Source organism: Kluyvera sp. 1366 (assembly GCF_054823405.1).
In genome coordinates, this window is record NZ_JBTRDW010000005.1 from 19,660 (window position 1) to 36,065 (window position 16,406).

Here is a 16,406-nt window from a genome sequence, read left to right on the forward strand (position 1 = left end):
TATTATGCCTCCCGGCTACGGGCACACATCATGGTCGCTTCACAGACAATTTTGCCGTCCACGGTCGCCACGCCTTTAAAGCGCGTCAGACCACGACGGGTTTTCTCGAAGGTCACTTCCATGATCATCTGATCGCCCGGCACAACCGGACGTTTGAAACGGGCTTCATCGATACCAGCGAAGTAATAGAGTTCGCCTGGTTCCAGTTTCCCAACGCTTTTGAACGCCAGAATACCGGTCGCTTGCGCCATCGCTTCCAGGATCAGAACGCCTGGGAAAATCGGCTTACCAGGGAAATGTCCCTGGAAAAACGGTTCGTTAACAGAAACGTTCTTCACCGCGCGCAGATATTTATGCTCTTCAAAATCCAGCACGCGATCAACCAGCAAGAAAGGATAGCGGTGTGGCAGCAGTTCTAAAATCTCTTCAATTTTCAGAGTATGCGTTTCAGTAGTCAAAATACTCTTCCTGTCCTAAAAATCTGATGGCATCAATAACACGGCCTGCACCGATCAAAATGATCTTCCGCAGGCCGCAAATTAGTTCGGGGCGTTTCGCTTTCTTACGATACCTGCTGCCATTCTCGGGTTACCGAAGGTGGAAGAAAGTACACTTCTTGTTATGAAAGCAAGTAGCGTGGGATGCGTTTAGTCGTCTTTACCGACCTTACGTTCGATGGCTTTTAAGCGTTTGCTTATTTCATCGATGTTCATCACCAGCGCTGCTGTTTTACGCCAGGTTTTGTTGGGTTGCAGTGGAATACCCGACGAATATACGCCTGGCTCTGTGATCGGGCGCATTACCATGCCCATGCCCGTTACGGTCACTTTGTCACAGATTTCCATATGGCCGTTAATGACGCTGGCGCCGCCAATCATACAGTAACGTCCAATCTTCAGACTACCCGCCATGATCACACCACCCGCAACAGCGGTGTTATCACCAATCACGACGTTGTGCGCAATCTGACACTGGTTATCTATGATAACACCATTGCCGATCAGAGTGTTATCCAGCGCGCCGCGATCGATGGTAGTACAGGCACCAATTTCAACCCGATCACCAATCACGACGGTACCCAGCTGCGGGATTTTCACCCAATTGCCGCGATCGTTAGCATACCCGAAACCATCAGCACCAATGACGGTGCCGGACTGAATCAGACAATCCTGACCAATCTGAATTTCGTGATAAATCGTGACATTAGCCCACAAACGTGAGCCGCGACCGATACGCGTCTGCTTACCAACAAAACATCCTGCGCCAATAACGACGTCGTCACCCAGCTCTACGCCAGACTCGATCACCGCATTTGCGCCTACCGAAACGTTGTTACCCAGCTTAGCCGTTACATCGATCACCGCGCTGGGCGCGATATTCTGCGCGGGCTGCGGCGTGGTGTCCAGCAGTTGTGCCATGCGGGCATAAGTCAGGTAAGGATTTTTCACCACCAGGGCGGCCGTTTTACACCACTCCAGATCCGCTTCCGTCAGCACCACGGCTGAAGCCTGGATAGTAGCGAGCTGCTCGCGGTAGCGGCTGTTTGCAAGAAAAGTGATTTGGCCAGTTGTGGCGGATTGCATAGAAGCAATGCCGGAGATGACGATATCGCCATCTCCGTGCAATTCTGCATCCAACTGCTGGGCTAAATCAGCCAGTCGAATTGATGACATCAATTATTTAACCTGTTTTACAACGTCAGCAGTGATGTCTTTAGCATCAGAAGAAGAGTACAGCACGGCCTGAGAGTCCAGAACCAGATCGTAACCTTCGCTTTTCGCTACAGACTGAACAGCGGTCTGGATTTTAGCCAGCAGCTTGTTACGCTCCTGCATCTGACGAGTTTGGTTGTCTTTGTCAAAAGCCTGTGCTTTTTGTTCAAAGGCAGCACGCTCAGAAGAGATTTGCTTCTCTTTCTTGGTGCGGTCGCTCGCTTTCATGGTCGATGCATTACGCTGCAGATCCTGAATTTCTTGCTGGATCTTCTGCTGCTGAGACTGGAGGTCAGAGGCGCGGCTCTGGAATTCACCTTCAAGCTGTTTAGCAACAGCGGCACGCTGCGGAGACTGCTGGAAAACCTGGCTCAGGTTTACGACGGCAACTTTATCAGCCGCTTGGGCACCCGCAGAAGCAGCTAATGCAACACCCAGAGCAGCAGCACAGAACAACTTTTTCACTATAAACTCCTTACCTCAACGTGTGTTTTTGCAGCGTGCCGCATTATCAGGCAGCACGCGTGCAAGACGGTATTTTCACTTCCCTGCTCAGAGCCTTACCAGGTTTTACCAATGTTAAACTGGAATTGCTCTGACTTGTCTCCCTCGACTTTCTTCATCGGCTGGGCGTATGAGAAGACCAGCGGTCCTAACGGTGACATCCACTGCAGTGCCACACCGGCAGAGACGCGAATGTTATTAGGATCGCTGTAATCTGGCACACCCGCCGCGCGTGTTTCTGCAGTGTTCTGCCATTTGGTATCCCAAACGGTACCGGCATCCATAAACACCGAGGTACGCACGGAATTCGCATACTTCTCGCTCAGGAACGGCGTTGGTGTAATCAGCTCCAGGCTGGCAATCGCCATGGCGTTACCACCAACCGCATCGTCCGACTTACAGACGCCGTTTGGATCAGAGATCTTACAGTTTGACGAGCCATCGTTCAGGTACGCAGCTTTAGGACCAATGGTGTTGGACTGGAAGCCACGAACCGTGCTCGAGCCACCGCCGTAGAAGTTCTCATAGAACGGCATCTCTTTTCCATTAAGTCCGTCACCATATCCTACACGGCCACGGCCTAACACCACCCACGTACCATCGCGGTTCAGCGGCACATATTGCTGGCTATCCAATGTCGCTTTATAGAACGCATTATCAGAGCCTGGAATCGTCACTTTACCGTTCAGGTTGGTACGGTTACCGCGCGTAGGGAAGAAGCCGCGGTCTAAAGTGTTATAGGTCCAACCGTAGTTGAAGGTGAAATCATCTGCAGAGAAATCACCATCATCGTTCAAGCCCTGATGGCGACCGACCGAATCCAGATAACGCCACATCGCAACCTGAGGACGCATGTTGGACAGGTCGTTATGCACATAACCTAAACCAACACGCAGCGTATTATTTTCATTGACCGGGAAGCCCAGCGTACCGTCGAGACCATAACTTTTGTTGGTATAGTCAGACAGATCGGCGTTATCAGCTTTAAAGTCGTTATAGAACAAACGACCGCCAAGGCTCACGCCGTCGACCGTGAAGTATGGGTCGGTCAGTGAGAACTCAGCATAGGTCTGGTAATCGTTTTTGGTACCGCTGATGCCAACAGTGTTACCGGTGCCGAGCCAGTTTTCCTGGGTCACGCCCACCTGGAAGCTGACGCCACTTTCAGTACCGTAACCGACACCAAAGTTGAAAGTACCGGTGTTACGCTCTTTCACCTTGTAGACCACATCAACCTGATCCGGCGCACCCGGAACACGTTGCGTATCCACATCCACGGTTTCGAAGTAACCGGTACGATTCAGACGCTCTTTACCCTGATCGACGAGGTCGCTGCCCAACCAGGCACCCTCCATCTGACGCATTTCACGGCGCAGTACGGAATCTTTTGAGGTGTCGTTACCTTCAAAGCGCACTTTACGCACGTAGTAACGGTTGCCCGCATCCACGTTGATGTGCAGCTTGACGGTTTTGTCAGCATCGTTGATTTCTGGCTGCGTCATTACGCGCGGATAGGCGTAACCGTAGCGACCCAGCAATTTCTTGATGTCATCTTCCATCTGGGTGACTTTAGTGCCGTTATACAGCTCACCCGCTGGAATCCTGGTCATCTTTTCGATTTCAGCAGAATGGCCCGCCATGCTGCCGTTCACGATCACGCCGGCAATCTTGTACTGATCGCCTTCGTTGATGTTCACGGTGATGTAGATGCCTTTCTTATCTGGCGTCAGGCTCACCTGCGTGGAATCGATGTTGAAACGCGCATAACCGCGATCCAGATAGAAGCTGCGCAGGGTTTCGAGATCGCCCGCTAACTTCTGTTTCTGGTATTTACGATCGCCCACCACGTTCCACCATGGCACTTCGTCACGCAGTGAGAAGCGCGAGATCAGTTCATCAGAGGTAAATGCTTTATTACCGACGATGTTGATCTGCTGGATCTGCGCTGAAACGCCTTCCTGGAAGACGAATTTCAGATCCACACGGTTGCGCGGCAGCGGCGTAGCAATCGCTTTGACGCTGGCGGTGTATTTACCGACGCTGTAGTAGAAGTCTTCCAGACCCTTCTCGATTGAAGAGAGCGTGGTGCGGTCCAGCGCTTCGCCAACGCGCACGCCAGAGGCTTCGAGGTTCTGTTTCAGCTGATCTTCTTTCACCGCTTTGTTGCCGGAGAAAGTGATGTTGGCAATGGTTGGACGCTCTTTCACCTGAACAATCAGGGTTGTACCGTCACGCAGAACCTGCACATCTTCAAAGTTACCGGTGGCGAACAGTGAGCGAATGGTGTTTCTGACATCATCGTCATTCACCGTATCACCGACACGTACCGGCATGCTGAGCAGAGCCGCGCCGACGGCGACTCGCTGGAGACCTTCGAAATGAATGTCCTTCACTACGAAATCGTCTGCACCGTAAACGGTGGCGCTGCTAAACAGCAGCGACGCTATGAGCAACTTTTTCATCGCCATCGTTGTTATGCGTTTTCCTAACACATCCCGCGCCTGTATGCGTTCCAGCTATTACAGACGTGAGAAATCATTGAAAAGTGCAAGCCCCATTAACAGCACTAGCAATATTGAGCCAATGCGATAACTAAAGTCCTGAACTCGCTCGGACACCGGTCCACCTTTGATCTTTTCGATCGCCAGAAAGAGCAGATGACCACCATCTAAAACCGGCAGAGGGAACAGGTTAATGATGCCCAGGTTGACGCTGATCAGCGCCAGGAACATCAGGTAATAAATCACCCCGTACTCTGCTGATAACCCGGCACCCTGCGCGATCGAAATCGGCCCGCTCAGGTTATTCAGCTTCACATCCCCGATTATCAACTTGCCCAGCATGGAGACTGTTAGCTTCATCAACTGCCAGGTTTTTACACTGGCTTCGCCGATCGCCGCAAAAGGTCCATACTGCCTTACCGTTTTGTACTCATCAGGCAGCGGAATCACACGCGGGATGACACCCGCGAAGCCTTCCGCTTCATTGCCCGGTTTCGCTTCCGGCGTTAACGTCAACGCCACAGGTTCGCCGTTGCGCTCGATATCTAGCGCCATGTTTTTGCCCGGATTATCCCGCACCTGTGCCGCAAAAGCCTGCCACTGTGATAATGGCTGACCATCGACTTTAACGATCCTATCGCCCGCTTGCAAACCAGCATTGCTTGCCGGTGAGTTTGCCTGAACTTCGGCTAAGGTCGTTTCAATCTGCGGCCCACGTGGACGAATACCTAAAGCGACCACCGGATCCTGTTTATCAGGCTCAAATTGCCAATCGCGCAAATTTAATTGCTTTTGCTGCGTGGCTTCTTCGCCAAATTGCGAGACGGTAAGCGTGGCATCGCTGTCGCCGATTTTACCGATCAGCGCCATACGCACAGCATCCCAATCAGGCGTTTCGATACCATCTACCGCTTTAAGTTCCATGCCGGAGGTAATTTGCGCTTCGGCAGCGACGGAACCGTTCAGAATTTCACCAACTACAGGACGCACACCCGGCACGCCGTGAATAAACACGACCCAGTAAGCAAAGATGGCGAAGATGAAGTTGGCGATAGGACCGGCTGCGATAATCGAAGCACGTTGCAGCACGGTTTTATTGTTGAAGGCTTGATGACGTAGTTCGGCGGGAACGCTTTCAACGCGTTCGTCGAGCATTTTGACGTAGCCGCCAAGAGGGATCAGCGCGATGACATATTCGGTGCCCTGACGATCGCTGCGACGCCACAGCGCTTTACCAAAGCCAATCGAGAAACGTTCAACTTTAACACCGCAGCGGCGCGCCACCCAGAAATGGCCAAACTCGTGCACGGTAATTAGCACGCCAAGCGCCACGATAAAGGCGGCAAAACTCCAGAGTATACTCAACATCGCCAGCTATCCTCAGAGGGTGCGAAACACCAACAGCAGCAGGCAGGCAAACACCGGCACCGCAGCAGTCAGGCTATCAATACGATCGAGAATACCACCGTGCCCCGGAATCAAGTTACCGCTGTCTTTAATGCCCGCTTCACGCTTGAACATACTTTCTGTCAGGTCGCCCAATACCGATGCCAGCGTCGCAATCACCGCACAGATAATGAGCGTGCCCGGCGCCACCGAAAGCGGTGCCAGCAGAGCAAACAGCCAGGCGATGATGGCAGATGACAATAGCCCACCGAAGAAACCTTCCCAGGTTTTACCCGGAGAGACTTTCGGTGCCAGCTTGTGTTTGCCAAACAGGCGACCAAACATGTAAGCACCGGAATCTGCGCCCCAGACAAGGAACATTACGAACAGCAGCCACCATGCGCCGGCGAAATGGTCAGTATCATAATGATACTGACGCAGCGCCATCATGCCCCAGAAGAACGGAATCAAGGTGAGCACGCCAAACAGCAGGCGCAGCGTACGTGAGTGACGCCACAACGCGGCAGAAGCGGGATAGAACAGTACTAAGATGAGCGCGACAATCCACCACAACAGCGATGCCCAGAGCGAGCCTTCCATCTGGAATTGGTGCAGATTGCGTTGATAGGGTTCAAGGGTAAAGAGCATCGCGGACAGCAAAAGGCCGCAAAGCACGGCCAGCCAGATACGTTGCTGACGCGTTTTCATGCCGGCAAACTGCCCCCATTCCCAGGCGGCAAGCATGCAAATGATGATAGTGATAATCGCAAAACCGGACAGGGGTAACCAGAACAGTGCAGCGATCACCAGCGGAATCAAAATTAACGCGGTAATCAGACGAGACTTCAGCAAAGGTTACCCCCAAATTGCTTAGGCGCCGCCTGGTGCAGTACCGCCATAGCGTCGCTCCCGCGTAGAGAATGCATTCAGTGCACCTTCAAAAACGTTTTCATCAAAATCAGGCCAAAGAACATCGGTAAACCAAAACTCAGCATAGGCGATTTGCCACAGCAGGAAGTTGCTAATCCGATGCTCTCCCCCGGTCCTTATCACTAAATCCACTGGCGCCAGCTCCTGCATACACAGATACGGAGCCAGGCTTTCTTCGGTAATCTGGTCAGGACGCAGTAAACCTTCCTGAACCTGTTCGGCCAATTTTCTGGCACCCTGGATAATATCCCAACGACCGCCATAGTTGGCAGCAATGTTTAGGGTCAGTCCATTATTTTGCTGAGTCAGTTCCTCGGCGCGGCGAATGCGTTCCTGAATTCGGTTATTGAAACGACTGATATCGCCAATAATGCGCAGACGCACATTGTGTTTGTGCAGGCTTTTAACTTCACTGTCGAGCGCCCAGACAAACAACTCCATTAACGCTGTCACTTCCTGAATCGGACGGCTCCAGTTTTCACTGCTGAACGCATAAAGCGTGAGCGCTTCCAGTTTATGGCTAACCGCAAAGCTGACAGCCCGGCGTACTGATTTTACCCCGGCTTTGTGGCCTGAAATACGCAGTTTGCCCTGATTTTTTGCCCAGCGACCATTACCATCCATAATGATGGCCACGTGACGTGGCGTGCAGTACGACTCGTCATCGATTGTGTTGTGATTGTTGGACGACATAACGCGTAATAATTCCTTTCATCAGAAATGCTGTGGTTTCTGAATACATTGCGCCTGCAGCAAACTCCGGCAAACACGCCAGATGACATCGAAACAATGTCGGCTGTGAAACGCGAGCGAGCGACTATACCATTTTCACCCAGAGCGAACAAATAGCGGGAACTATCAACCTGCTAAACGAAAGCGCGGTAACAATTCATTGGCACGCACGCGCGCTAACCGATCGATCTCCATCACCTCGTCAATGCTGCCCGGCTCCTGACAACTCAGGGACGCCAGCACTTCGCTGTTGATGGCGGCGATATCGGTAAAGCGAATCTGGTGCTGCAGAAAAGCTGCCACCGCCACTTCATTCGCTGCATTCAGCGATGTCGTCGCGGCCTGACCTGTGGCACAGGCATCAATCGCAAGCTTCAGGCAAGGATAGCGCTCGTAGTCCGGCTCGGAAAACGTCAACGACTTCATGCGCGTGAAGTCGAGCGGCGTTACGCCCGCAGAAATACGTGCTGGCCATGCCATGCTGTGCGCAATAGGCGTCCGCATATCCGGAGAGCCCAGTTGCGCCAGCACGCTGCCGTCGCAATAACGCACCATCGAATGGATAACCGACTGCGGATGCAGGATCACCTCCATCTGCGCGTCAGTCGCATTAAACAGCCAGCGGGCTTCAATGTATTCAAGACCTTTATTCATCATGGTGGCCGAGTCAACGGAGATTTTACGCCCCATTGACCAGTTCGGATGCGCACAAGCCTGATCCGGCGACATACCGGCTAAATCCGCTAATGGCGTGTCACGAAAAGGACCACCCGATCCCGTAAGGAGAATCGACTCGATGCCGTTTCCCCGCAGATCAGCGTACCCCAACTGATGCTGTATGGAAGCGGGTAAACTCTGAAAAATGGCGTTGTGCTCGCTATCGACCGGCAGCAATTGCACCTGATGTTGGCGTACCGCCTCCATAAACAGACGGCCGCATGTGACAAGCGACTCTTTGTTGGCCAGCAGCACGGTTTTACCGGCGCGAATCGCCGCCATGGTGGGCTGTAAACCTGAGGCGCCAACAATCGCCGCCATCACCTGATCCACGTCATCCAGCGCGGCCAATTCGCAGGCTGCCTGAACGCCGGAGAGCACTTCGGTATTAACGTTGAGTGCTTTCAGTCGCTCACGCAACGCTTGTGCGGAAGTCTCGTCGGACATCGCGGCATAGCGCGGTTGGAATTGCAGGCATTGTTCAGCCATCAACGCCACATTCTGGCCAGCCACCAGCGCGGTCACCTGATAAAGTTCAGGATTTGCGGCAATCACCGCCAGCGTGCTGGTGCCAATGGAGCCGGTCGATCCCAGCAGAGTTAATCGCTTCATCATGCTATCCCTGTGAAGTCGTGGAGAGTGTCCGCAACAGCGCCAGACACAATGTAAAACGCCGCCAGAGTCGAACACGTCTCGTCTCTGAACGGCGTTTTGAAAAGCAGTTGATGGAATTAGAAGTCCATCAGTTCCTTTTCTTTATCGGCCAATGCGGCATCAACACTCTTGATGTGCGCATCGGTCATTTTCTGGATCTCGTCCTGCGTACGACGTTCGTCGTCTTCGCTGATCTCTTTGTCTTTCAGCAGCGCTTTGATCTTATCGTTGGCGTCACGGCGGACGTTACGCACGGAAACACGGCCCTGCTCTGCTTCGCCACGTACGATCTTGATCAGGTCTTTACGACGCTCTTCGGTCAGCGCTGGCAGCGGCACACGAATATCGCTACCGGCTGAGCTTGGGTTCAGACCCAAATCAGACGTCATAATCGCTTTCTCAACCGCAGCGCTCAGCGAGCGATCAAATACGTTGATTTTCAACGTACGTGAATCCTCAACCGTCACGCTAGCCAGCTGGCGCAGCGGCGTTGGCGTACCGTAATAAGGAACCACAATGCCGTCGAGCAGTGAAGGCGAAGCTCGGCCGGTGCGGATTTTGCTGATGTTGTTTTTAAATGCATCCACACATTTTTCCATGCGCGTGTCTGCATCTTTTTTAATGTCGTTAATCACGTTGAAACCCTTGAATTCGGTTGACCTGGCCATTTCCGGGCTAACCGGAAGCGGTATCGATAAACATCGATCATCCTAATTGCTGCGCGATGTCAGAGCATCGCGGCAAAAGAATATACCTTATTTTAACGCGCGTCGGGTATTAATGCGTAATCAGGGTGCCTTCTTTTTCACCCATCACGACGCGACGCAATGCGCCAGGCTTGTTCATGTTGAAGACGCGGATAGGCAGTTTGTGGTCACGCGCCAACGTAAAGGCGGCGAGATCCATCACTTTAAGCTCTTTATCCAACACTTCTGCATAGCTCAGTTGGTCATACAGCGTGGCATCCGGGTTTTTCACCGGATCTTCAGAGTAGACGCCGTCTACTTTGGTGGCTTTCAGTACCACGTCGGCTTCGATTTCGATGCCGCGCAGGCAGGCTGCAGAGTCAGTGGTAAAGAACGGGTTGCCGGTACCGGCCGCAAAGATCACGACGCGGTTATTACGCAGCAGGCTGATCGCTTCTGCCCAGCTGTAGTTATCACACACGCCGTTCAGCGGAATCGCTGACATCAAGCGCGCATTGACATACGCACGGTGCAGCGCGTCACGCATTGCCAGGCCATTCATCACTGTTGCCAGCATGCCCATATGGTCGCCGACCACACGGTTCATGCCCGCCTGGGCCAGACCTGCGCCGCGGAACAGGTTACCGCCACCAATAACCACACCCACCTGAATGCCCAGCTCAACCAGCTCTTTCACCTCTTGCGCCATGCGGTCAAGCACGCTCGCGTCGATGCCAAAACCTTCGGCACCTTGCAGTGCTTCGCCACTCAGTTTTAGCAGGATACGTTGATATACAGGTTTTGCGTTGGTCGCCATGGTCAGTTCTTCCTGGAAGATATGATGAAAAGGAGAAGTAAAATCTGGTCGATCATCCGCAAAGCCCGCGAGAAAAGCTATTGGGATGAGACTGAAAGTGCTGCACTAAATCGCAGACAAAAAAGAACCGCCTTGTGGCGGTTCTTTCGGACCATTAAGACTGTTTGGACATTGCAGCAACTTCTGCTGCGAAGTCAGCTTCAACTTTCTCAATGCCTTCGCCCACTTCGAAGCGGATGAAGTTGATGACGTCAGCGTTTTTCTCTTTCAACGCCTGGCCAACGGTTTTGCTTGGGTCGATAACGAAAGCCTGACCGGTCAGAGAAACTTCGCCGGTGAATTTCTTCATGCGGCCTTCAACCATTTTCTCTGCGATTTCTTTTGGCTTGCCAGACTGCATGGCGATATCCAGCTGAACCTGGTACTCTTTCTCAACCACGTCTGCAGACACGTCTTCTGGCTTAACGAATTCTGGCTTGCTCGCAGCGATGTGCATAGCAACTTGCTTGCTCAGTTCTTCGTCAGCACCGGTGGTAGAAACAACCACACCGATACGTGCGCCATGCTGATAGCTGTTCAGCTCAGCGCCTTCCAGGATAGCAATACGACGGATGTTGATGTTCTCACCGATTTTCGTAACCAGCGCTACGCGTTCTTCTTCGAACTGCGCTTTCAGAACTTCCACATCGGTAACTTTGCCAGCGACAGCTGCATCCAGAACCTTGTCAGCAAACGCCTGGAAACCGCCATCTTTTGCAACGAAGTCGGTCTGGCAGTTTACTTCCAGGATCGCCGCGAAGCCGTCAGCGATTTTGGTTTTGATCACGCCATCAGCAGCAACGTTGCCTGCTTTCTTAGCCGCTTTGATTGCGCCAGATTTGCGCATGTTCTCAATCGCCAGCTCGATGTCGCCGTTCGCTTCGGTCAGCGCTTTTTTGCAGTCCATCATGCCTGCGCCAGTACGCTCACGCAGTTCTTTTACCAATGCAGCGGTAATATCAGCCATTCCAGAATCCTCGATTCGTCTCTGTGTGCTCACACACTGTCAGAAACTTGTTGCGGAAAATTTACTCTGCCCCGCTCGCTCTGTAGTGAGCGTGACAGACTTAGATAAAATAAAGGGGCCTGAACGGCCCCCTTAACAGATAACATCTGATGTCTAAGGGCTCTTAGAAAGAGCGAACCTTATTAAGCTTCAGCAGCTTCTTCAGCCTGCTCAGCCAGATCCTGTGAACGGCCTTCGCGCACGGTAGTGGCAACGGCAGTCAGGTACAGGCTTACAGCACGGATCGCATCGTCGTTACCTGGGATAACGAAGTCAACGCCGTCTGGATCAGAGTTGGTATCAACGATAGCAAATACTGGGATACCCAGGTTGTTTGCTTCTTTGATAGCGATGTGCTCGTGATCAGCGTCAACAACGAACAGTGCATCCGGCAGACCGCCCATATCTTTGATACCGCCCAGGCTGTTTTCCAGCTTGGCCAGTTCGCGAGTGCGCATCAGCGCTTCTTTCTTGGTCAGTTTGTCGAAAGTACCGTCCTGAGACTGAGACTCAAGATCTTTCAGGCGTTTGATTGACTGACGAACGGTTTTCCAGTTAGTCAGCATGCCACCCAACCAGCGGTGGTTTACGAAGAACTGGTCGCAGCTCAGAGCTGACTCTTTTACCGCTTCGGCAGCAGCGCGCTTAGTACCAACGATCAGGATCTTACCTTTACGGGAAGAGATCTTTTTCAACTCAGCCAGAGCGTCGTTGAACATTGGCACAGTCTGCTCGAGGTTGATGATGTGAACCTTGTTACGTGCGCCGAAGATGAATGGCTTCATTTTCGGGTTCCAGTAACGGGTCTGGTGACCAAAGTGAACACCAGCCTTGAGCATGTCGCGCATTGAAACAGTTGCCATGATTACCTCTAAAGTTTGATTTGGGGTTGGGCCTCCATGTATCCCATACGACCGACCTCTTTCAAGGCACCCCGGCGTATGTGTCGATACATGTGTGTTTTAGTACACATAATGAGTTTTATGCGTTTCCTGCCAGCCAAACGTCGGTGACAGAGAATCGTCGGCGCGCTTTATACCACAATGCGCAGGAATACGCCAATAGTAGTTGAGCGCCGCAGGCGCAGACAATCGCCATTTGGCAGCCCTTTTGCTGGCTGCTAACATGACTGCCACAGAACTCATTATTGTCGAAAAATTCGACGATTGCGGATTAATTTAATGGCTATTTCAATTAAAACCCCTGAAGAAATCGAAAAAATGCGCGTGGCGGGCCGCCTTGCCGCTGAAGTGCTGGAGATGATTGCCCCGCACGTGGTGCCTGGCGTCACCACCGGTGAACTGGATCGTCTCTGCCACGAACACATCACGCAGAAGCAGCAGGCGATTTCCGCCTGCCTCGGCTATCACGGCTTCCCGAAATCGGTGTGTATTTCGGTGAATGAAGTGGTATGTCACGGTATTCCGAGCGACGATCGCGTGCTGAAGGATGGCGACGTGGTTAACGTCGATGTCACGGTGATCAAAGATGAGTATCACGGCGATACCTCAAAAATGTTCATCGTCGGTAAAGCCACCATTCAGGGCGAGCGCCTGTGTCGCGTTACTCAGGAAAGTCTCTATATCGCGCTGCGTCTGGTGAAACCGGGTATTCGTCTGCGTGAACTGGGCCGCGCGATTCAGCAGTATGTCGAAGCACAGGATTTTTCGGTGGTGCGCGAGTATTGCGGTCACGGCATCGGCAAAGGCTTCCATGAAGAGCCGCAGGTACTGCATTACGACGCGGATGATAGCGGCGTGGTGTTGCAAGCAGGCATGACCTTCACCATCGAACCGATGGTCAATGCCGGTGATTACCGCATCCGCACCATGAAGGATGGCTGGACCGTGAAAACCAAAGATCGCAGCTTGTCCGCGCAGTATGAGCATACTATTGTGGTGACAGAAAACGGCTGTGAGATTCTGACGCTGCGTGAAGACGACACCCTTCCAGCGGTGCTCGAAAACGTCGCGTAATCATCTCGCTAACAGTACCAGGCCGGCTTATCGCTGGCCTTTTTTATGTGCGTAATGAAGAGGCATGTTGATGAGTGGTAGCGTGACCGAAGCAGTACACAAAGGCCTGACCGATTCCCCCGCCAGCTGGCCGGATGACGCCCTGACGCGCGACAAGCTCAAACACTATCTTGAGCAATTCCAGCAGCACCTGGGCATTGCATTTGATGCGGGCACCGATATTGAATCTCTGATTGATGCCCGCACGCTGTTTATCGACCGCTTATTGCGTCGTCTGTGGCGCTTCTTTGGTTTCGACCAGATGAAGGAGATCGCACTGGTTGCCGTTGGCGGTTATGGTCGCGGCGAACTGCATCCGCTCTCCGATATTGATGTGCTGATCCTCAGCCGCCAGCCGCTGGACGACACAGCCGCGCAGCGCGCCAGCGAGCTGCTAACGCTGATGTGGGATTTGAAGCTGGAAGTTGGTCACAGCGTACGTACGCTGGAAGAGTGCCTGCTGGAAGGCTTATCCGATCTTACGGTCGCCACCAACCTGATCGAATCGCGCATGCTCACTGGCGATGTGGCGCTGTTTCTCGAACTGCAAAAGAACATCTTCAGCGATGGTTTCTGGCCGTCGTCGCGCTTCTTCGCCGCCAAAATTGAAGAGCAGCAGGAGCGCCATCAGCGCTATCACGGCACCAGCTATAACCTCGAACCGGATATCAAAAGCAGCCCCGGCGGCCTGCGCGACATACACACGCTGCAATGGGTGGCGCGTCGTCACTTTGGCGCCACCACCATGGATGAGATGGTTGGTTTCGGCTTTATCACCGAAGCGGAACGCAATGAAATCAACGAGTGTCAGGAATTTTTGTGGCGCATTCGCTTTGCGCTGCACTTAACGCTGCCACGCTATGACAATCGTCTGCTGTTCGATCGCCAACTCACCGTCGCTCAACGCCTCAACTATCTTGGCGAAGTCAACGAGCCGGTTGAGCGCATGATGAAGGACTTCTATCGCGTCACGCGTCGCATCGGCGAACTCAATCAAATGCTGCTGCAGCTGTTCGATGAAGCGATTCTGGCGCTGTCGACCACTGAAAAACCGCGCAACATTGATGACGATTTCCAGATTCGCGGTGATCTCATCGACCTGCGCGATCTCACGCTGTTTGAGCGTGAGCCGCAAGCCATCCTGCGTATGTTCTACGTGATGGTGCGTAACGAAAACATCAAAGGTATTTATTCCACCACGCTGCGGCAGCTGCGCTATGCGCGCCGCCATTTGAAGCAGCCGCTGTGTCAGATTCCTGAAGCGCGTGAAACCTTTATGGCGATTCTGCGTCATCCTGGCGCGGTTAAGCGCGCGCTGGTGCCGATGCATCGTCACAGCGTGTTATGGGCCTATACGCCGCTGTGGGGCAACATCGTTGGCCAGATGCAGTTCGATCTGTTCCACGCTTACACGGTGGATGAGCACACCATCCGCGTGCTGCAGAAGCTGGAGAGTTTTGCCGACGAAGCCACGCGCCCGATGCATCCGCTGTGCGTTGAACTCTGGCCGCGCCTGCCACAGCCGGAACTGTTGCTGATGGCTGCGCTGCTGCACGATATCGCCAAAGGCCGCAACGGCGATCACTCCATTCTCGGCGCGCAGGATGCACTCGACTTTGCCGAATTACACGGACTGAACTCCCGCGAAACGCAGCTGGTTGCCTGGCTGGTACGCCATCATTTATTGATGTCAGTCACCGCGCAGCGCCGCGATATTCAGGATCCCACCGTGATTCAGCAATTCGCCGAAGTGATGCAGAACGAAAACCGCTTGCGCTATCTGGCGTGCCTGACGGTTTCCGATATCTGCGCCACCAATGAAAGCTTGTGGAACAGCTGGAAGCAGAGTTTGTTGCGCGAGCTGTTCTTCGCGACCGAAAAACAGCTGCGCCGCGGCATGGAAAACAGCCCGGATCTGCGCGAGCGCGTGCGCCATCATCGTCTGCAAGCGCTGGCGCTGCTGCGGATGGAAAACCTCGATGAAGAGCGTTTGCACCATATCTGGAGCCGCTGCCGCGCCGACTATTTCCTGCGCCACACACCGAATCAGCTCGCCTGGCATGCGCGTCATTTAATTCATCACGATCTCAACAAACCGCTGGTGCTGGTCAGCCCGCAGGCCACGCGCGGCGGTACCGAGATCTTTATCTGGAGCCCGGATCGTCCGCACCTGTTTGCGGCGGTGGCCGGCGAGTTGGATCGCCGCAATCTCAGCGTGCATGATGCGCAGATCTTTACCAGTCGCGATGGCATGGCGATGGACACTTTTATTGTGCTGGAGCCGGATGGCAGCCCGCTGGCCGCCGATCGCCATCCGCTGATCATTCAGGCGCTGGAACAAGCCATCACGCAAAACGAATGGGTTCCGCCGCGTACGCGTCGCCAGTCTGCGCGCCTCAAGCATTTCAGTGTCGATACCGAAGTCAATTTCCTGCCGACGCACACCGACCGCCGCAGTTATCTGGAATTGGTCGCGCTCGATCAGCCCGGCTTACTGGCGCGCGTGGGTGAAGTATTCGCCGATTTGGGCGTGTCGCTGCACGGCGCACGCATCAGTACGATTGGTGAACGGGTTGAGGATCTTTTCATCCTCGCCGATAGCGAGCGGCGTGCGCTTGGGGTGGAAATGCGCAATGTGTTGCAACAGAGGTTGACAGAGGCCCTTAATCCAAACGATAAAGTGTGACCGCAATCGATTAATCAAATT

General features: G+C 53.3%; 14 protein-coding genes. 2 read left to right on the plus strand and 12 right to left on the minus strand.

Annotated features, from left to right (window positions below; translation table 11 throughout):
- Nucleotides 1-2 precede the first annotated feature (2 nt).
- From fabZ to rpsB, 12 genes are all read right to left on the minus strand, one after another.
- Nucleotides 3-458, minus strand: coding sequence for a 3-hydroxyacyl-ACP dehydratase FabZ (fabZ, locus tag ACVLVH_RS11970; RefSeq protein ID WP_007893924.1), 456 nt, complete (start codon nucleotides 456-458; stop codon nucleotides 3-5).
- A 189-nt stretch (nucleotides 459-647) separates the two neighbouring features.
- Nucleotides 648-1,673 carry a UDP-3-O-(3-hydroxymyristoyl)glucosamine N-acyltransferase gene (gene lpxD / locus ACVLVH_RS11975; RefSeq protein WP_137385193.1) on the minus strand — a complete coding sequence of 342 codons (1,026 nt, stop codon included), beginning with the start codon at nucleotides 1,671-1,673 and terminating at the stop codon, nucleotides 648-650.
- A 3-nt stretch (nucleotides 1,674-1,676) separates the two neighbouring features.
- Nucleotides 1,677-2,177 carry an OmpH family outer membrane protein gene (locus ACVLVH_RS11980; protein ID WP_007893920.1) on the minus strand — a complete coding sequence of 167 codons (501 nt, stop codon included), beginning with the start codon at nucleotides 2,175-2,177 and terminating at the stop codon, nucleotides 1,677-1,679.
- A gap of 95 nt (nucleotides 2,178-2,272) precedes the next feature.
- A complete protein-coding gene (gene bamA / locus ACVLVH_RS11985; protein ID WP_137386845.1) occupies nucleotides 2,273-4,684 on the minus strand; it encodes an outer membrane protein assembly factor BamA in 2,412 nt (803 codons plus the stop codon).
- Nucleotides 4,685-4,735: 51 nt separating this feature from the next.
- Nucleotides 4,736-6,085 (minus strand): sigma E protease regulator RseP, encoded by a 1,350-nt coding sequence (gene rseP / locus ACVLVH_RS11990; protein ID WP_101762045.1) that lies wholly within the window; start codon nucleotides 6,083-6,085, stop codon nucleotides 4,736-4,738.
- A gap of 12 nt (nucleotides 6,086-6,097) precedes the next feature.
- A complete protein-coding gene (gene cdsA / locus ACVLVH_RS11995) occupies nucleotides 6,098-6,955 on the minus strand; it encodes a phosphatidate cytidylyltransferase (protein WP_101762046.1) in 858 nt (285 codons plus the stop codon).
- An 18-nt stretch (nucleotides 6,956-6,973) separates the two neighbouring features.
- Nucleotides 6,974-7,726 (minus strand): (2E,6E)-farnesyl-diphosphate-specific ditrans,polycis-undecaprenyl-diphosphate synthase, encoded by a 753-nt coding sequence (gene ispU / locus ACVLVH_RS12000; RefSeq protein WP_007893909.1) that lies wholly within the window; start codon nucleotides 7,724-7,726, stop codon nucleotides 6,974-6,976.
- 165 nt (nucleotides 7,727-7,891) lie between these two features.
- Complete coding sequence (gene ispC, locus ACVLVH_RS12005; RefSeq protein ID WP_192412747.1) at nucleotides 7,892-9,094, minus strand: 1-deoxy-D-xylulose-5-phosphate reductoisomerase; 1,203 nt, start codon at nucleotides 9,092-9,094, stop codon at nucleotides 7,892-7,894.
- Nucleotides 9,095-9,213: 119 nt separating this feature from the next.
- Nucleotides 9,214-9,771, minus strand: coding sequence for a ribosome recycling factor (gene frr / locus ACVLVH_RS12010; protein ID WP_036649587.1), 558 nt, complete (start codon nucleotides 9,769-9,771; stop codon nucleotides 9,214-9,216).
- Nucleotides 9,772-9,913: 142 nt separating this feature from the next.
- Nucleotides 9,914-10,639, minus strand: a complete 726-nt coding sequence (pyrH, locus tag ACVLVH_RS12015) for a UMP kinase (RefSeq protein WP_007893903.1) — start codon at nucleotides 10,637-10,639, stop codon at nucleotides 9,914-9,916.
- 154 nt (nucleotides 10,640-10,793) lie between these two features.
- Complete coding sequence (tsf, locus tag ACVLVH_RS12020; protein WP_101762048.1) at nucleotides 10,794-11,645, minus strand: translation elongation factor Ts; 852 nt, start codon at nucleotides 11,643-11,645, stop codon at nucleotides 10,794-10,796.
- A gap of 182 nt (nucleotides 11,646-11,827) precedes the next feature.
- Nucleotides 11,828-12,547, minus strand: a complete 720-nt coding sequence (gene rpsB, locus ACVLVH_RS12025) for a 30S ribosomal protein S2 (RefSeq protein ID WP_007893898.1) — start codon at nucleotides 12,545-12,547, stop codon at nucleotides 11,828-11,830.
- Between the two features lie 318 nt (nucleotides 12,548-12,865).
- Here rpsB and map point away from each other — a divergent pair, with 318 nt between their 5' ends.
- Nucleotides 12,866-13,660 (plus strand): type I methionyl aminopeptidase, encoded by a 795-nt coding sequence (gene map / locus ACVLVH_RS12030; RefSeq protein ID WP_101762049.1) that lies wholly within the window; start codon nucleotides 12,866-12,868, stop codon nucleotides 13,658-13,660.
- Between the two features lie 70 nt (nucleotides 13,661-13,730).
- The gene (glnD, locus tag ACVLVH_RS12035) at nucleotides 13,731-16,385 is read left to right on the plus strand and encodes a bifunctional uridylyltransferase/uridylyl-removing protein GlnD (protein ID WP_110867586.1); all 2,655 of its coding nucleotides are present in this window, start codon (nucleotides 13,731-13,733) and stop codon (nucleotides 16,383-16,385) included.
- Nucleotides 16,386-16,406: the final 21 nt, after the last annotated feature.